Annotated in this window: 15 protein-coding genes; 13 read left to right on the forward strand and 2 right to left on the reverse strand. The window is 44.5% G+C overall.

Translation table 11 applies throughout. The features are described from left to right. The first annotated feature begins 120 nt into the window (after window positions 1-120). The 12 genes from ACYVFD_RS32000 (at window position 121) to ACYVFD_RS32055 (ending at window position 11854) form a co-directional block, all read left to right on the forward strand. Window positions 121-768, forward strand: a complete 648-nt coding sequence (locus tag ACYVFD_RS32000) for a hypothetical protein (protein ID WP_461094677.1) — start codon at window positions 121-123, stop codon at window positions 766-768. A 375-nt stretch (window positions 769-1143) separates the two neighbouring features. Next, window positions 1144-1500 (forward strand): hypothetical protein, encoded by a 357-nt coding sequence (locus ACYVFD_RS32005; protein WP_020597335.1) that lies wholly within the window; start codon window positions 1144-1146, stop codon window positions 1498-1500. A gap of 7 nt (window positions 1501-1507) precedes the next feature. Beyond that, window positions 1508-1852, forward strand: a complete 345-nt coding sequence (locus ACYVFD_RS32010; RefSeq protein WP_020597334.1) for a hypothetical protein — start codon at window positions 1508-1510, stop codon at window positions 1850-1852. Further along, the gene (locus ACYVFD_RS32015; protein ID WP_020597333.1) at window positions 1818-4256 is read left to right on the forward strand and encodes a VirB4 family type IV secretion system protein; all 2439 of its coding nucleotides are present in this window, start codon (window positions 1818-1820) and stop codon (window positions 4254-4256) included. The genes ACYVFD_RS32010 and ACYVFD_RS32015 overlap by 35 nt, the downstream gene beginning before the upstream one ends. A gap of 2 nt (window positions 4257-4258) precedes the next feature. Next, the gene (locus ACYVFD_RS32020; RefSeq protein WP_157634686.1) at window positions 4259-5212 is read left to right on the forward strand and encodes a hypothetical protein; all 954 of its coding nucleotides are present in this window, start codon (window positions 4259-4261) and stop codon (window positions 5210-5212) included. A 10-nt stretch (window positions 5213-5222) separates the two neighbouring features. Beyond that, on the forward strand, window positions 5223-5849 hold the full coding sequence (locus tag ACYVFD_RS32025; protein WP_020597331.1) for a hypothetical protein: 627 nt from the start codon (window positions 5223-5225) through the stop codon (window positions 5847-5849). After that, complete coding sequence (locus tag ACYVFD_RS32030; protein ID WP_293691148.1) at window positions 5849-6634, forward strand: DUF4138 domain-containing protein; 786 nt, start codon at window positions 5849-5851, stop codon at window positions 6632-6634. The genes ACYVFD_RS32025 and ACYVFD_RS32030 overlap by 1 nt, the downstream gene beginning before the upstream one ends. An 18-nt stretch (window positions 6635-6652) precedes the next feature. Continuing rightward, a complete protein-coding gene (gene traM, locus ACYVFD_RS32035) occupies window positions 6653-7822 on the forward strand; it encodes a conjugative transposon protein TraM (protein WP_020597329.1) in 1170 nt (389 codons plus the stop codon). A gap of 11 nt (window positions 7823-7833) precedes the next feature. Beyond that, on the forward strand, window positions 7834-9054 hold the full coding sequence (locus ACYVFD_RS32040; protein WP_293691145.1) for a hypothetical protein: 1221 nt from the start codon (window positions 7834-7836) through the stop codon (window positions 9052-9054). Then, window positions 9051-9413 (forward strand): hypothetical protein, encoded by a 363-nt coding sequence (locus tag ACYVFD_RS32045; RefSeq protein WP_020597327.1) that lies wholly within the window; start codon window positions 9051-9053, stop codon window positions 9411-9413. The genes ACYVFD_RS32040 and ACYVFD_RS32045 overlap by 4 nt, the downstream gene beginning before the upstream one ends. Next, window positions 9392-9892 (forward strand): hypothetical protein, encoded by a 501-nt coding sequence (locus ACYVFD_RS32050; RefSeq protein ID WP_020597326.1) that lies wholly within the window; start codon window positions 9392-9394, stop codon window positions 9890-9892. Before ACYVFD_RS32045 ends, ACYVFD_RS32050 begins: the two co-directional genes overlap by 22 nt. Window positions 9893-9967: 75 nt before the next feature. Beyond that, window positions 9968-11854 (forward strand): type IV secretory system conjugative DNA transfer family protein, encoded by a 1887-nt coding sequence (locus tag ACYVFD_RS32055; RefSeq protein ID WP_461094678.1) that lies wholly within the window; start codon window positions 9968-9970, stop codon window positions 11852-11854. A 205-nt stretch (window positions 11855-12059) separates the two neighbouring features. On the opposite strand, the gene ACYVFD_RS32060 is transcribed toward ACYVFD_RS32055, so the two are convergent. After that, on the reverse strand, window positions 12060-12542 hold the full coding sequence (locus ACYVFD_RS32060; protein ID WP_461094679.1) for a response regulator: 483 nt from the start codon (window positions 12540-12542) through the stop codon (window positions 12060-12062). Window positions 12543-12875: 333 nt separating this feature from the next. On the opposite strand from ACYVFD_RS32060, the gene ACYVFD_RS32065 reads away from it, so the two are divergent. After that, window positions 12876-13424, forward strand: a complete 549-nt coding sequence (locus tag ACYVFD_RS32065; protein ID WP_461094680.1) for an RNA polymerase sigma factor — start codon at window positions 12876-12878, stop codon at window positions 13422-13424. A gap of 272 nt (window positions 13425-13696) precedes the next feature. Here the strand turns inward: ACYVFD_RS32065 and ACYVFD_RS32070 are convergent, their stop codons facing one another. Beyond that, on the reverse strand, window positions 13697-14947 hold the full coding sequence (locus ACYVFD_RS32070) for a hypothetical protein (RefSeq protein ID WP_297369536.1): 1251 nt from the start codon (window positions 14945-14947) through the stop codon (window positions 13697-13699). Window positions 14948-14998 lie beyond the last annotated feature (51 nt).

Below are 14998 nucleotides of genomic sequence, written 5' to 3' on the forward strand. Positions count from 1 at the left end.
ATTTTTATTATGGTATAAAAAAGTAGCATACAATTCTAAGGAAGTTTTTGCTATACTTGCTAAAGAATGGGCTAAATATGTCAAAAATTTCAGTTTAATTGTATTAATATAATATTTAATATGACTATAAAGAATAAAATAGGAGTTTATTGGCCTGTTGCCATCGCAACTATACCAGTCATTTTCTATTTTTATTTTGGTATAAATTTCTTCCACAATCTTTATAGTTTTTCAATTGGAGATCCTTACGACGGGTTTGGTGTTTTTTGGGCTATACTCTGGTTCACAGGCATCGCCTGGGCTCTTCTTAAAGGAAATCAGACAAGCTATTTACAGGCAACCAGCCAGCGTGGTAGCCTATACCAAATTACCGGCTTGCGTGAAAAGCAGTTACTGCACGTTTCCGCGCTGGCCTACAATGAAGGCAGTAAACGAGTGATTAACCGCTTTCAACCCGATAAAAATAACGAACATGACCCAAGCGCGAAAACCCAGGCTTTATCAAAGCAGGAACCTGTAGCCACGTCAATCACCGGCAAGTTCCAAAACGGCGGGGTAAAAAAAGAAGAACCGCAGTCCAATTCACACGCCCACGACGCTGGATATACTGGAGTCAATCAACCCGCAAAGTCCATTGAATCAGGCCCGCTGGCAACCATCAATACGGCCCTAAAAGGGGTAAGTCAGTTTGACGAAGAGAAAGCAAAAAAACTTAGGGCCAACCTAAAAAACTTTGGCCCCAAGCGTAAGGAGACAACGCAATCCTAACTCTAAACCATAGCTAAACGCATGATGCTCCGTTTATTTATCCTGAATGCTAAAAGGCTAACAAGCTGCCCCCTACTCAATCGATTCCTATGGCAAAGCACCTATATAGATGTGCTAGAATCAATGGGTGATGCTTTGATCGACAGCGTATGTACAGTGCTGTTTACCGCCCTTTTCCTTTCAGTTTCCGGCCACTTACTCAGCTATATCTCATCGAAAAATTCAAGGGCTTTTATCACTCGTCTAGGGATAACAAAAAAGCCAGTTCGGCCCTAACCATTGATGCAGATCCTTACTATTAATCACTGAATATCAGCCAAATAAAAATTTCATTCGATTTCTTAATCAATTAATTCACCTGAAACACAACACGTTATGTTACTCTCAGAACAAAGAAGTACGCAGCAAGTAACGCGATCGGTAGCCTTTTTTATCATTGCCTTTGGGCTGATTATCCTGGGTCCCGAGGCTTACGCACAGTCAGGAGTATCGGGTTCGGTAAAAAACATTGCCAAGATTATCCAAACGGCAGCCAATGCACTTTTTATCATACTCATGGTAGTCGGCCTGATTCGAACCGTAGCGGGTTTTATTTCCAACTCCCCCAATGCGGCCCGAAACTTACTAATGCTTGTCGTAGGAGCAATTCTCTGGTACGGCTTTAACACCATTGTAGAAGATATCACCTCATCGGTTGGGGGCAGTTCAGCAGGTGGTTTTGAGCCTAGATAAGCTAGCGATGGAAGTACGGAAATCACTGGAACAAAAGACGCTGATTCTTGGCATTGAAATCCGCGATTTAGGCGTCACACTGGCCTTATTTTTTGGGATCATGATCTTTATTGGCATCCTCCGCATGTTTATTCCCATATCGGTCTGGTATAACATTGCGGGCATTGTAGCTATGGGCATATACATAGGAATTGTCCGCTATGGGCTAAAAAACAAGCACCCTTCATACATCGTCAGTTTGCTCTCCTATCACTTCTTTCAGCCCAGACGGATTTGGATGAAAAAGTTAAGTTTCCTTGATAAACGCAACCAACCCCATGTTCAGCGTCGACAACAACACAAAAACAGTTGATGAGATTATACCCATCTTTTCGGTAGAATCGAACCAACTTATTTTAAAAGATGGCCGGGTGGCAGTTGGATTTTCAGTCAATGGTATTGAGGCCGAAAAGCTGTCCGCTAAGCAGTACGATTATTTGAATACCCTTCTTTTCGGCGCATTGAAAGTACTACCAGAAGGAACTATTGTTCAAAAGCTTGACGCCTATTATTTCAAGGAGTATCAGGTTTCAACCCGTGACAAAACCTACTTTCAGCGCCGAACCATCGAGCATTTTTCCGAACGACAACTATTACTCCATGATGGCTATCTGCTGATCAGCATAGGACCCGAACTCGAACGGGATCGCAATGCAGCCAACACCTTATTTGCCCTAGGTCGGAGTTTAACGAAAAATCCGTTTGACCGAATTGAGGACCGACAAGCTGCAATTGAGCAGGTAGCGGCCGATTTTACGACCACGCTGGCTTCGTTTGATGGTATTTCGTTCAATCGCCTGGATGATGAAGGTTTGCAAAACCTCTATCTGCAATATTATAACCTGGAGTTTGACAAGGATTATCAGCCAACCGATGCGTTAAGAACGTTCTCCCCTTCTTCAACCCATGCGGCCATTGGTGAAAAGCGGGTGAATGTGATCACGATGTCTGGTCAGGGTAGTCCGCTGGAGCCCTTCGCGCGCAATGCCAGAAACATAATGTCGCCCTGGTTGTATCCACTGACCAATTACCTCTACTTCCCGCATGTACTAAGCGTGTCGATAAAGATCATGAATAAAGAAAAGATCTTATCCGACATGGACACAACGGCAAAGGTCATTCAGAACCTCGACTTTATGATGACGCAGGATAATCGAATCAAGCGGGAAGAAATCCTTGACTTTACTGAAGAAGTCCGTAGTGAAAATAAAAACATTGTTTCGACTTCCGTTAGCGTCATTCTCTATGGGGGAAACACCTCAGAGCTGGAACGTCATATCCAGCGTACCGTGGCTGCTTTCCGGGAAATGGGTTCATCGGACTGTTTTATTGAAAGCATGGATACGGCTAATCTATTCATTGCCAACGCACCCGGCAACTCCGACCAAAACTACCGGTGGCTGACGATGACGGGCGATAATGGGGCCGCCTATCTAAATTTTTTGACCAAATACACTTCGGATGTGAAAGGTGATTTACTGTGTGATCGCTTTGGGGTTCCAGTTTTAGTCAATCTGTTTAATACCGAATTAGAGAATCAAAATGCCCTGGTAATCGGGCCGACGGGGAGTGGTAAATCCTTTACGATGGCCTGGTTTATCCTGCAACGATTTGACCGGGGCGAACCACAAATCATCATTGATGTGGGCGGCACCTACCTCAGTGCATCTATTGCGCTCGGCGGCAAATATTTTGAGTACGACCCCGAGCGACCGCTAAAATTCAACCCCTTTTTAGTGGAGCGAAATCCAGATGGAACGTTCGTTCTGAATGGCGATAAAAATAATTTTCTAACGAATTTATTAACTGTTATTTGGAAAGGGCAGAACGGCACCGTTCGGCAGTCAGAACGGTCTGTCCTAAACGAGTTGCTTTTACTCTATTACGTACACTACAACAAGCAGTCCTTAGCTACAGATTCAGCGATTACGGTACCTTCTTTAGCAGGCTTTTATGAATACATAATAGACTATATGGATTCAAGCAGTGCGGATCGGGAGTATCAGAAGCAGGCCGGATCTTTTCATTTTGACGAGTTCTTATTGTGCCTAAAACCCTTCGCCATCGGGCACTATAAGGAGGTCTTAAACTCGGATGAGTACGAGGATTTAGCGGAACAGAAGCTGATTATTTTCGACATGAAAAAAATCAAAACGAACCCTATTCTTTACCCCGTTGTGGGCATGCTCATTACCGAATTAGCTGCCGATCAGCTAGCACGCTATCCCAAAATCAATAAATGGATCTATATGGACGAAGCTTGGTCAATGCTTTCGGACACCATGACCGACTTTATTGAATTGATGTACCGCACGATTCGGAAGAACAACGGCAGTATGACCATTATTACCCAGGGTATTAATGAAATCATCACCTCTCCGATCGGTAAGGCCATCAAAGTAAATGCATCGACCAAATACATTCTACGCCACACCGATACGGAAGAAATTGATGTGCTTTCCAAAGAGCTGGCCTTCACCCAGCACGAAAAAGATAAAGTGCTCTCGCTACAACTTGACAAGCACTACCGGGAAATCTTTTTAAAGCAAGGTGAATACGGTAAGGTATTCCGCTTAGAAGCTCCATTTGCCGTCCAGGCCGTTTCCACCTCAAAGCCCCAGGAACGAGAAACATTGCGACAGCTCACAGCTGAATACGGGGACATTTACGCGGCTATCCAACAATTTGTCGAACTTAAAAAAACGGGAAAACTATGAACATGGCCGGATTAATTCTGCTTCAGGCTTCCTACAACATAGGCGAAATTTTCTTTCGCGCGGCTCAGAAAATTATTGACGGGATGGCTACGAAATGCCTTACGTTCATTCCACTCATGCTCTTTCTACACGTGGTGATTTCGCTGGCCAAAATGTATTTTGGCGATATGCGGTTTGATCCATCAGCTATCATCAAAGTGATAGCCATATGGATTTGCCTGGCCGCTTACTCCCCTTTAGTTTATGCCATTTATGACGCTACCCTGTGGTTCACAAGCTTAACAGGAATTGATAGCAGTACAGATATTTTAAAGTCTTTAAACACACTCTCAGAGACGGGTTATTTAAAGAAACATACGTCTGAATTTTCCTTTCCGAACGTCAAAGTGCCCTTCGACGATGCCACGTCGTTTTTTACCTGGTTGATTCTGGCCGTTGAAAATGGCTTAGCGATGATAGTCCGGCTGTTTGTTGAGCGGATAAAAAGTATGCTCTTGGCCTTTACCTTAGCCTGTGGGCCGGTTGCCTTTACCATAGCCACTATTCCAGGCTTTGGTGGAACCATTGGCCACTGGCTGCGCATCTTTATCTCTACATCACTTTGGGGTTTAACCCTGTCCATTCTGGATGCCATCATGGCCGGTTTTATTCAGGAATTCGATATTCCAACAGGAACAACGCTCTCCGAAGCCTCAGCCGTCCTTGACGTCTTAGTCATTAATGGAGCTGTTATTCTCATGTACTTAAGTGTCCCCCTGTTAACCTCCTTCTTTATTGGCAGTGCGGCATCAGCGTCATTTCTACGTGCAGCACAGGGTGCTGCGGGTTCAGCGGCCATGATGGCGGGTGGAGCGGCCAACAAAGCTCTGAATGATTATCGTCAGGATCGTGACAAACGAAAACAGCAGCAGCGTGAACGCCAAAAAATGCTAGAAAGCAGTGATCAAACAGCCTAAACGAGCAATCATGGTAACAGAAACGAATAAACTCGGTGTGGCCGTCAATTTTAGTAAGGCATTTACGGCTCTGAAATGGATTACAATCGTTACAGTCTTACTTTTATTTATTTCCAATGCCTTTTGGGGATGGACCTATTCGACTAGTTTAAAGGAAGCTCGCCAAACAGTATACGTCGTTTCAGATAAAGGTACGACGGCTGCGGTTGAATCGCCCACCGCTACTCCTTCGGTGTATGAAGCCCGAAATCACATAAAAAACTTTATGCGCCTGATGTTCAGCCATGATGCGGAAACCTTTAAAGACCGCATCGATCTGGCCTTTAAGCTAATTAACCGGCAGGATGGATTAGCCATTTATCAGACGTTTCGGGAAGGCAAAGTCCTGGAGAATTATAACCGTTATTCGATTCGAACGGAACTGCAAATTGATAGCGTCACAGTCAATGTGTCCTCCCAACCGTATACGGGTATTGTCTACACGCAGCAGAAGGTACTTTATCCCGACGAAGTTCAATACGTCCCGATCGCAGCCAAGTTCAATCTGATTCAGACGTACCGCTCCGAGGATAATCCATTCGGATTACAGATTAAAGAGTTCAATTTCATTGAATACAACCCAAAACGAGAACCCTGATGAATATCCTATGGACACTGGCGTTTTGGTCCATCCTGCTTCCGGCCACAGCGCAGCATTTAGACACGATCACTGTCTCTGTCGAAGGAACGAGCTACGTCATTTTTGACGAGCCAATTAGCTTGGTAAACCTGGGAACGAAAGCCTACGTGGGTAAGGTGGAAAACGAACGTATGCTTTTTTTAAAAGCGTTAGCGCCCAATGCGACACCGACTACCTTATTAATTCAAGCGGGGTCCAAGCTGTTTACCGGTTACATTCGATACGAGCGAAACCCATCAAAAAGCTTTTATGATTACCGGGTATTGGATGAGGGAAATACCAGGTCTAATCAGCTTTCATCAACGGTAGCTCCGGCGAGTTCGAAGCTTACCCGGATGAAGGTAATCAAGCCAAATACCCATATTCGGGAAGAGAAGGACGGGATTGATCTGGAATGTGTACAGCTTTTTAACGATGCCGAACGCACCTATTTAAAGATTGCTTTTCACAATACGACCACAGTTGCCTACGTACTGGACATCGTTTCGTTCACCTACAAGGAAAAATTACCCCGTCGACTGCGCAACAAGGTCGCTCCACAATTTGAGGAAATGAAACCGGATGATCGGCTAGAACCCGCCCGAATTGAAGCGGGGCGGACGGAAGCGTTTTATTATTCCCTTCCGCTCTACTCCACCACGGAAGATGGCTATCTGGAAATCATCTTCCGGGAAAAAGTAGGTGCCAGGGTCGTCACTCTGGAAGTACCTGCTCAAAAAATCATGAAAGCCCCCTTGTTGTAACTCCAACCTGTTTCCAATATGACACTCCAAGCCAAACTATTAGGCATTCTGGGGATTCGAAAACGACCCGAGATGAAACCGAATCCTCCAACGGCAGATAGCTCGTTAGGGGATTATCCGGACCAACGGGTTCAAAAGGCCCGCGCAATAGCGGCAAAAAACAAGATGACCTTGCTTATCCTGTTGGCACTCGTTTTAATCGCCGGTGCTTTGTTCGGTTTACGAACGGTCAGTTTGGGGCTAAGAGGACTGCGAGTAACTCCAGATGACCCAAATCTGTATAAAACCGTAAAAACCAGTACAGGAAAATCGAGTATGGTTAGTTCCGTTGAGGCTGAAATCAATAACAACAACCTGAATGGGCAATCAGCAAATCCTGATGTAAACTATATAGCCCGTAAATGGAATTACAAACCGGTCGGTCAACTCCCGTCGAAAAAACTCCTTGATACAGCTCAACTAAAGACAACTCTGCCCATCCCTGTTCAGGCAATCAAAAAAGATTCATCAGTAGCCACTCCTTCTAAAGTAAGAATAGCTGCTCGAAAACATTATCCTAAGCGCCAACAGTCAAGGGATGTTGCCCTGAATGACGATCCGTTTAATACAGTTCATGTCACCTCGGCAGAATCAGTTACTGCTTCTGAATCGCGTCCTTCAGCTACACCATCGGTGGTCAGCTCCAGCAAAGAGGTTGACGGAGTACGCTATATTCCTGCGGCTGTTTACGGCAAGCAAATGATACGAACGGGCGGAAAAGTTCGCTTTCGTACCACGGAAGCTGTAACCTTTCAAAGTGTATATATACCCCGTAATACCATTTTAACGGCGGTGGCTTACTTAGGCTCCGGGCGAATTCAATTTCAGGTACCGGCCCGTATGATAGCGGGTCAGAAGTTACCCGTTGATTTGATGTGTGTTGATACCGATTATCAGACAGGTATTACCTACAATTATGATTATGTCAATGACAATATGCGTCAGGTCGGCGGCTCAACTGTTAACGATGCTGTCAGTAGCGCTTCGACGTATATACCCTATAGTTCGGCGTTGGGTGTAGTAGGTTCGCTTGGGTCTTCAGCAGCTCGTGGAATTGCCAACGCCGTTACATCTGGCAGCCGCCAACGCTCAATACAACAGGTAGAAATTCAGGATGGCTACCAGGTTTTTTTCAAATCAACTAAATAGAAATCAAGATCATGAAACGGAAAATCATTTTAGCAGGTGTACTTTCTTTCTGCATGTTGATCACCAGATCCGTCAACGCGCAAATCGCCATCGACGTGACAGCCATTCAACGATTAATTGAACTTAAGAATCTGGTTGATAAGGCAAAAAAACAACTTGGTGAATTACAAAAAGGGAATACCATTAACAATGGTACCCGACAGAATACCAGTGCCTTGCTTGAAACAGAGATTGAAATTGAAAACCTGTTACGGACAGCAGACGAGTTTCTCAACATTGCTGCCCGATTCAATAAATTTTCGGACGTTGGCAAACTGGATACCTTCGGTGGGTATTCAAAGGTTCCTTACAATGAATACATCCAGCCGCTTTTATGGGATCAGGCCTATATTTTCAGTATTGTTCAAAGTAATCAGGACTTGAAGGAAACAGATGGCATGAAATTGTACGATTACATCCAAACGGGTAGAACCGCCGAAAGTCAGGCTGAGGTCGCGGATTTGGGGGAATATTTTGAAGTAAAGCGTAATACGCTGAATCGGACCTATGGCCTACAGACCGTTATGCAGAAACGCAAGATCCAGCAGGCGCTCGTCTATTATAAAATGGCCGAGGAGATCGAGAAAAAAGCTTTCGCTATGAATCTGGCCGTAAAAGGTGACATCAAAGGTACGCCCCTGATGGTCGCCAATAAAGGCCTTTTTAGCACCGGCTCCTTAGCGAATGGCGATGTCTTCAATGATCCTTTTTCATTTGACAATACCTGGAATGATGGTGCGATGCAGAATATGCTACAACTTCAATCAGGAGGGACAGGAACGGGGGGGCTTCTACAGGCGATTGGCGATTTGTTTAAAGGACCTGACCAAAAAATGATGGAACTCCAGGTCCAGAATATGATTGCCCGTGCGCAGGCTGATGCTCTTAAAACGGCGATGGCTTCCTTTCAAGGAAGTTCAGGCGTGAATTATGGAGCTTTTTCGCAAGATCCATCGACCGGCGCTGCGGCCTTTGGTACATCTTCGGCCGCAACCAGTCTTCGCATGACGACCGGTGAACGGATCGCCAATCAAAAAGGGGCCATCGATCTTTACGTAAAAGCGGCTGAGCTCCGTCAGAAGGGCGACGAATTAATGTTTGAAGCGGTTCAGCGGACTGCTGAACAAAAATATGTCGATGGGGCGCGAGAACGAAGTTTCCAACGGTATGCCTTAGCAGCCATTAAGTTATGAAACCCTGTCTGTCTATTCTGCTCATCAGTTTAATGAGTATGGGGTGCTCGTCTAATCCGAATACACCTGAGCATATTTGTGAAGTTTACCTGAGCTGCATTAATGCGCAAAAATGGGAGCTGGCGTCCAGGTATGTATTCGATGCGACGCCTTCACTTCTGCAACTGTCACCCCTGCTGACCAAAAATTATCAGTACAGGAAGTTCAACTTTTACCGGGCTGACTACGGAAAAGATTCGAGTCGGGTACGAGTTAAGGGTGTGCTCATCTATGCCGATGAGACGTATTTAGATTCTGTTTTTTTGTTAGAAAAAGACTCAACCCAAACACCAAATGCATGGAAAATAAAATCACTCTAAAGAGCAGGTTACCCCTCATTACGTTTATTGCATTGGCATTACTGGGGTTTTCGGTCATGGTGGCTGAACTCATCGTACATGTTTCAGCTAAGAAACATAAAGCCATGTTGCCTACCTTAAGCCCAACCTCAATGGAGCCAAAGCAGGTGTTACTGACGGTTTACCAGGAGGCTAATAAATACTTTCTTGGCGATAAAACAGTATTGAATCAGGCTGTCTTTAAATACTGTTCTAAACCGCTTATCCATGAATTCAGTAAAACGCCGGGTATTATGGAACAGACGTTTGCCAGGGAAACGCGCATTGGAAGATTAAAAAAGGTCGAGGTGATATCGCAGCACAATCAAGGTGTCGATTCAGCGATGGTCAGTGCAAGAGCATTCTATAGCGATGGCTTTTCCAAGACATTTAATCAGCTATTCGTCAAAGAGAATGGCCAGTGGAAATTAGGCCTGTCATACGGACGTGACATTAACTGACCCATTTAGGATCTGTCCCTGTAAATCGCCATTCAGGTAATCTTATTACAGACTAGTTTACATTTCCCTCCGGTTATGCATATTAATCAACTTAAAATTGGAGTCTGGAGTCTAACTCTTCTACTACTGGCTTTGCTTGGCCTGGAGGGGATGGTTCAATATAACCCGCTCCTATTTATCCCTTTTGTATTGCAACAGGTTTTTAAAACTGGCTTTGTTCTCCGTGTAGGGTTTATTTTCCTGTACGCCTGCTGCTTCTTACTGCCTGAAACCTCTTTACAGGCCGAACTAGATCGAAAAAAGCAAAAGAGCTTATTTAGTGTAGGCCGGATTGTCTTACTGCTTTTAGGAGGTTGTTTTTTATTAGGTTGTCTACTGCTGTTTACATTTGAGCTCTTTCACTATAGCTATTACGCGGAATTGGTGGGGCTGCTTTTGGTGATTCTCTCAACCCCATTTTTAACTCACTCCATAAAAGGTGATCAAACGAAGTATAAAATACCAACGGATAAAAAGCAGATCGATAACCCAGATTCATTCAGTTTTCGGGGAGGCAATGGAACATGGGTAAACATTCCGAATCCGGCTCGGGGCGTGGGAATTATTGGTTCCAATGGCTCAGGCAAAACGGCTTCGGTCGCACACCAGATTATCGCTCAAGCTGCCTATAAGAATTACACGGGTGTGCTTTTTGATTTTAAGTTTCCCTCTCTCACCGAGTATGCCTATAATCACTACAGCCGTTCTGAATGTCAGGTCGATCTAGCCATCGTCAATTTTGTCGACCTTTCCAGAAGCCACCGGATTAATCCACTCCTACCCGAACTGTTATACTTTCAGGCGTACGCCTATGAATTTGCAGCTGCGTTCTATTGTACACTTAACCGAAAAGCTATTCGAGAAAAAGACTTTTGGGATACTTCTGCTATTTCCATACTTGCGGGCGTCATCTGGTACATGAAGATTCATTATCCGAATTACTGCACACTCCCGCACGTACTCAATATGATCCTGGGTCATGATGTATACCAGTTGATCGGGTTATTAGAAACCAACTATGAGACCAAAACGATTGTGGCTAGCGTCAGTACAGCCATTCGAACTAAAGCAGAACCTCAGTTAGCGGGTCAATATGGTACCTTACAAAATGCGCTGGGGCGAATGAATACCAAGGAAATAGCCTGGGTACTGTCGGGCGATGATTTTGACATCAACTTGAATGATCCCCAATACCCTAAGCTGCTTTGCATCGGTACCAAACAGGATATTATTGAAGCTCTTTCACCGGTTGTTTCCTTACTCATTACGGCTTCGCTAAAACAGCTAAATAATCCGGATAAATTACATAGTATGGTTCTGCTGGATGAGGGGCCTCAGTGCTACATACCGAATTTATCCGATCTACCCGCAACGGCGAGAAGCAATAAAGTAGCTACTATTTATATGGCACAGGATATAAGTCAAATGATTAAAGCATACGGGAAGGAAGAAGCTTATGCGATTATATCCAACTTAAACACCCAGTTATTTGGTAAGAATCCCAATATCGAAACGGGCGAGTATGTGAGTAAGCTGTTTGGGAAAGAGGAAATGCTTCAACGGAATGAAAGCCAGAACCGAAGTAATCCCAACGGTATAGATTCAAAGTCTGGCTCCCACAGCCAAGGCGTAAGTTTTTCTCTTCAGGACAAAGCATTGTTTAAACCTCATGAAGTTAACCGAATGGAAACCGGCGAATTTGTGGGCATTACAGCCGAAGCGGTTGAGCCCGTTTTTCATACTCGGTTAAAGCTGCCTACTTATACCTTTGCCGAAGGGACGAACCGTAAGCTACCCGTTTTTTATACGGACGTCGATGCTGATTTAAATTTTGAACGCATACGGGTTGAGTGCGAAGCCATTGTAAAAGGACTAATTCAGCCAGAGAACGAACATAATTTGATAGGCGGTAATCTGCGCTAGTCTATTACTTAACTTTAACCGGGATTCTTATCGCACCGGGGCGTAAATTATCGATTCCAAACTAGATTTACAGTTTACAACTACTGGTTCTTCGTCTCAATTAGGAGCATTTTATGAGATAAGATAGGTTAGATCTGTTACAATATAGATGACCGTTTATATTGTAATAAGAGCACCAAAATAGTTAGTTGACAGGGTAACATTCTCATTCTCCATCACGCAAAAGCGCTTGTTGCTTTTCAAAATACGTTTGCGGCAGCGTGGCTGTTTCGTACCAAAACAACCGAAGATTAATCATAAAGCGTTTCCAGTCTTGAAACGAAAACGGCTTGATAAAGTAGGAAGCAGCCCCTAATTGATAGGCTTCTTTGACATGCTTAGGGTATTCGCTCTGGGACAACACAATAGCGGGTAAACGGTTACCCAGCGGATGGGCTTTAAGTAGTTTCAGAAAATCTAATCCCGTTCGTTGGCCAGGTAAGAAAACATCCAATAAGAGTAATCGGGGCCCTTTGCCCTCTAAACTATACAGATAAACGATCGCTTCTTCAAAGGTAGTAATGGCTATTATATTGGCTTCAGGAAAACAGATCCTGGCTGCGCGTTGGAGCACATCAATAATGGCCAGATCATCCTCTACCAATAGGATTGGAAACAATAACCTATGGTTTTGAGAAAATGTGTTCATAGCAGCAGCTTTCCTCAAAGGTAAACTAATTAACTGTATTGCTGATTAGAACGCAATTAGAGCATTCATAAAGCGGCTTTTTATTCAATAATGAGAATTTAGAACACCGCTTTCATTCAAGTTTGATAAAATAATTGGCTCGTTAATATCCCCACTAATGGGGAAAGAAAGCCCCGTGCTTGAAAACGCTTCTGCATGAAAAATGGCCTTGTTTAACCCTTAGAGCTATTTTAATAAACATGGCACGGTTTTTTAGGAAATTACATCAATATACGTTCATGCCAAACTAGCCAGCTACTGGGGACTTGCGGCCTTCCTTTTTCACTACCTACAATGAGACCCATTGCCTTTAATGAAGCCCAATTAGTTTGTGATTTGCAAGCTGGCCATTCTTCAGCCTTCACAACCTTGTATGATGCGTATTCACCAGCCTTATTTGGCGTTTTATTACGGATGGTGAAAGATCAGCAACAAGCTGAAGACTTACTTCAAGATGCGTTTATTAAAATCTGGACCAATATTCAACGGTACGACCCTAAGCAGGCGCGCCTTTTTACCTGGTTGTTGACTGTGACGCGTAACGTTGCCTTAGACACCATACGGTCTCGCAAACTACAGGCCACTCTTGAAACGTATATGTATGAGGGTAGAACCGACGATATGGCTTCAACATCGGAAACTATGCCGCATCAGTCAGTCTTGACTGTTTTGTCGCCAAAGTATAGTCAAATTCTCGAACTAACTTATCAAGGCTATACAAAGGAAGAAATTGCGACCACCTTCAATTTACCATTAGGCACCGTAAAGACCCGTTTTCGAACAGCCATTCAACTTTTAAAAGGCATATTCCGACAAGATATTCATCTCTACAATTTATCGTGAGCTAATTTTACAAACGTACTACCAACGTCGTATGCTTGTAAAAGTGGGGCTTGGTAATCTCAAAACGCCCCATTTTTACAAGCAGATACATGAATGTTTCGTCGTCTCAAGCAGGAGCGTTTTTGTGAGACTGTTGGGTATAACCAAACAAAGAGGTGGCTAGACACTATCGGCAAATTTCCGACCACAGCGGTGGGCCGCATGTATCTAAAAGATAAATGATGTTATTTAACACAAGAAAGGTGTGCTGAAATAATCACTCAATTATCGATTTACACAGAGCGGGCAATCTTCTCCAACACCCGGTAGCTATCACCAAATTTGCATAGCGCATCACAATGGGTCCGAAGCTCAGACATGAGCATGTAGCGAATAGGGGTATTCGTTTGCTTAATTGATGGACGGGTTAACTGAATTTCAACTTCTTTCCGACGGCTGTCAGGGACAACTAAATAGAGCGTAGTGGCATGATCGGGTAGCGAGCAGACTAAATCCGTCAATCGTAAAATGCCAGAGTAAATAGAGGTACTTTTCTCTACTTCGAAGGCACAAATAATTCGACCGGTGCCTTTTTCTAACCAGACAATGTCAATTAGGCCGATCGTCTGGCTCGTTTCAGCCGAGACAGGTAGGGGAGGAAGAGCAGGTAAACTCAGGAAGGAAAACGAATGTCCGTTATAGTGACGGGACATGTCATTTCGGGCAGCGGCCACGTCGTACCCCAGAGCTCGACCAATGGTTAGCAGGTGATACTGCATCTCGCTATGCGTATGTTCTTCCTGTTGTTCATCTACCACACCTTTGTGGCGTTTTTCTATTTGTTTCTGAAGCTTTTCCCGATCAACGGCCGGTTGATCGGCCAGTCCCGGCACCAGCAGGTTACCCGCTCCCACCTCGAATAACAAACCCGCCAGGGCACCCAGGTCGTTTGACAGCACAGACCGGTACTCGTTGTTTACTGTCAGCATCTTTTCGCGGATGGCTAGGTATTCCGACCACGATCCTAGTTTCCGACGCTCATTAAAGAGTCGGTTATAGCCATTAATGATCGCCGTATTAAAAGGGGGGACCCAGGTTGGGTGCAAGAAATAAAGAATACTGGCTACGGCCGGCCCTAGGCCTTTGATCTTGTGCGCATCCAGTTTGTGAATTTCGTTGACGATGGTTTCGGGTTTGGTGGCTTTCAGGCAGCATTCCAGAAACTGGCCGAAGTATCGCTTGTGGTCCTGATTCTCATAAATATCTGGAATACGCAGCTTTGGTTTCCAATAGAAAGGATGCGACGCGCCTTCAAATACCTGTTTCTGCTCGGTGATGCAGGTAAGCACGAACTCAAGAGAACTGCCTTTGAAATCGTTGGGAAACGAACCGTCTTTAATGTCACTGATGACTTGTAAGACGCCACGCCGAATCGAGCGAAAGGCTTTCAGGCGGTCTTCATTGTGCAGAAACCAACTTTGGTAAATCAGATTCGGGTTTTGTCTGTAGTCGTCAATCAGGCGGGTAAAGGAGTCAGCAAGCATGATAGGGGGTAAAGCAACAAGTCAGGTGACTAAGTTGATGGATGAAAGGCA

It is taken from the genome of Spirosoma gilvum, from assembly GCF_054776815.1.

Bases quoted from the DNA above. Each gene is read 5' to 3' on its own strand.
- ACYVFD_RS32025 (WP_020597331.1), top strand. From the start codon at position 5,223: ATGGTAACAGAAACGAATAAACTCGGTGTGGCCGTCAATTTTAGTAAG.
- ACYVFD_RS32045 (WP_020597327.1), top strand. From the start codon at position 9,051: ATGAAACCCTGTCTGTCTATTCTGCTCATCAGTTTAATGAGTATGGGG.
- ACYVFD_RS32010 (WP_020597334.1), top strand. From the start codon at position 1,508: ATGGAAGTACGGAAATCACTGGAACAAAAGACGCTGATTCTTGGCATT.
- ACYVFD_RS32005 (WP_020597335.1), top strand. From the start codon at position 1,144: ATGTTACTCTCAGAACAAAGAAGTACGCAGCAAGTAACGCGATCGGTA.
- ACYVFD_RS32065 (WP_461094680.1), top strand. From the start codon at position 12,876: ATGAGACCCATTGCCTTTAATGAAGCCCAATTAGTTTGTGATTTGCAA.
- traM (WP_020597329.1), top strand. From the start codon at position 6,653: ATGACACTCCAAGCCAAACTATTAGGCATTCTGGGGATTCGAAAACGA.
- ACYVFD_RS32055 (WP_461094678.1), top strand. From the start codon at position 9,968: ATGCATATTAATCAACTTAAAATTGGAGTCTGGAGTCTAACTCTTCTA.
- ACYVFD_RS32030 (WP_293691148.1), top strand. From the start codon at position 5,849: ATGAATATCCTATGGACACTGGCGTTTTGGTCCATCCTGCTTCCGGCC.
- ACYVFD_RS32060 (WP_461094679.1), bottom strand. From the start codon at position 12,542: ATGAACACATTTTCTCAAAACCATAGGTTATTGTTTCCAATCCTATTG.
- ACYVFD_RS32050 (WP_020597326.1), top strand. From the start codon at position 9,392: ATGGAAAATAAAATCACTCTAAAGAGCAGGTTACCCCTCATTACGTTT.
- ACYVFD_RS32000 (WP_461094677.1), top strand. From the start codon at position 121: ATGACTATAAAGAATAAAATAGGAGTTTATTGGCCTGTTGCCATCGCA.
- ACYVFD_RS32070 (WP_297369536.1), bottom strand. From the start codon at position 14,947: ATGCTTGCTGACTCCTTTACCCGCCTGATTGACGACTACAGACAAAAC.
- ACYVFD_RS32015 (WP_020597333.1), top strand. From the start codon at position 1,818: ATGTTCAGCGTCGACAACAACACAAAAACAGTTGATGAGATTATACCC.
- ACYVFD_RS32040 (WP_293691145.1), top strand. From the start codon at position 7,834: ATGAAACGGAAAATCATTTTAGCAGGTGTACTTTCTTTCTGCATGTTG.
- ACYVFD_RS32020 (WP_157634686.1), top strand. From the start codon at position 4,259: ATGGCCGGATTAATTCTGCTTCAGGCTTCCTACAACATAGGCGAAATT.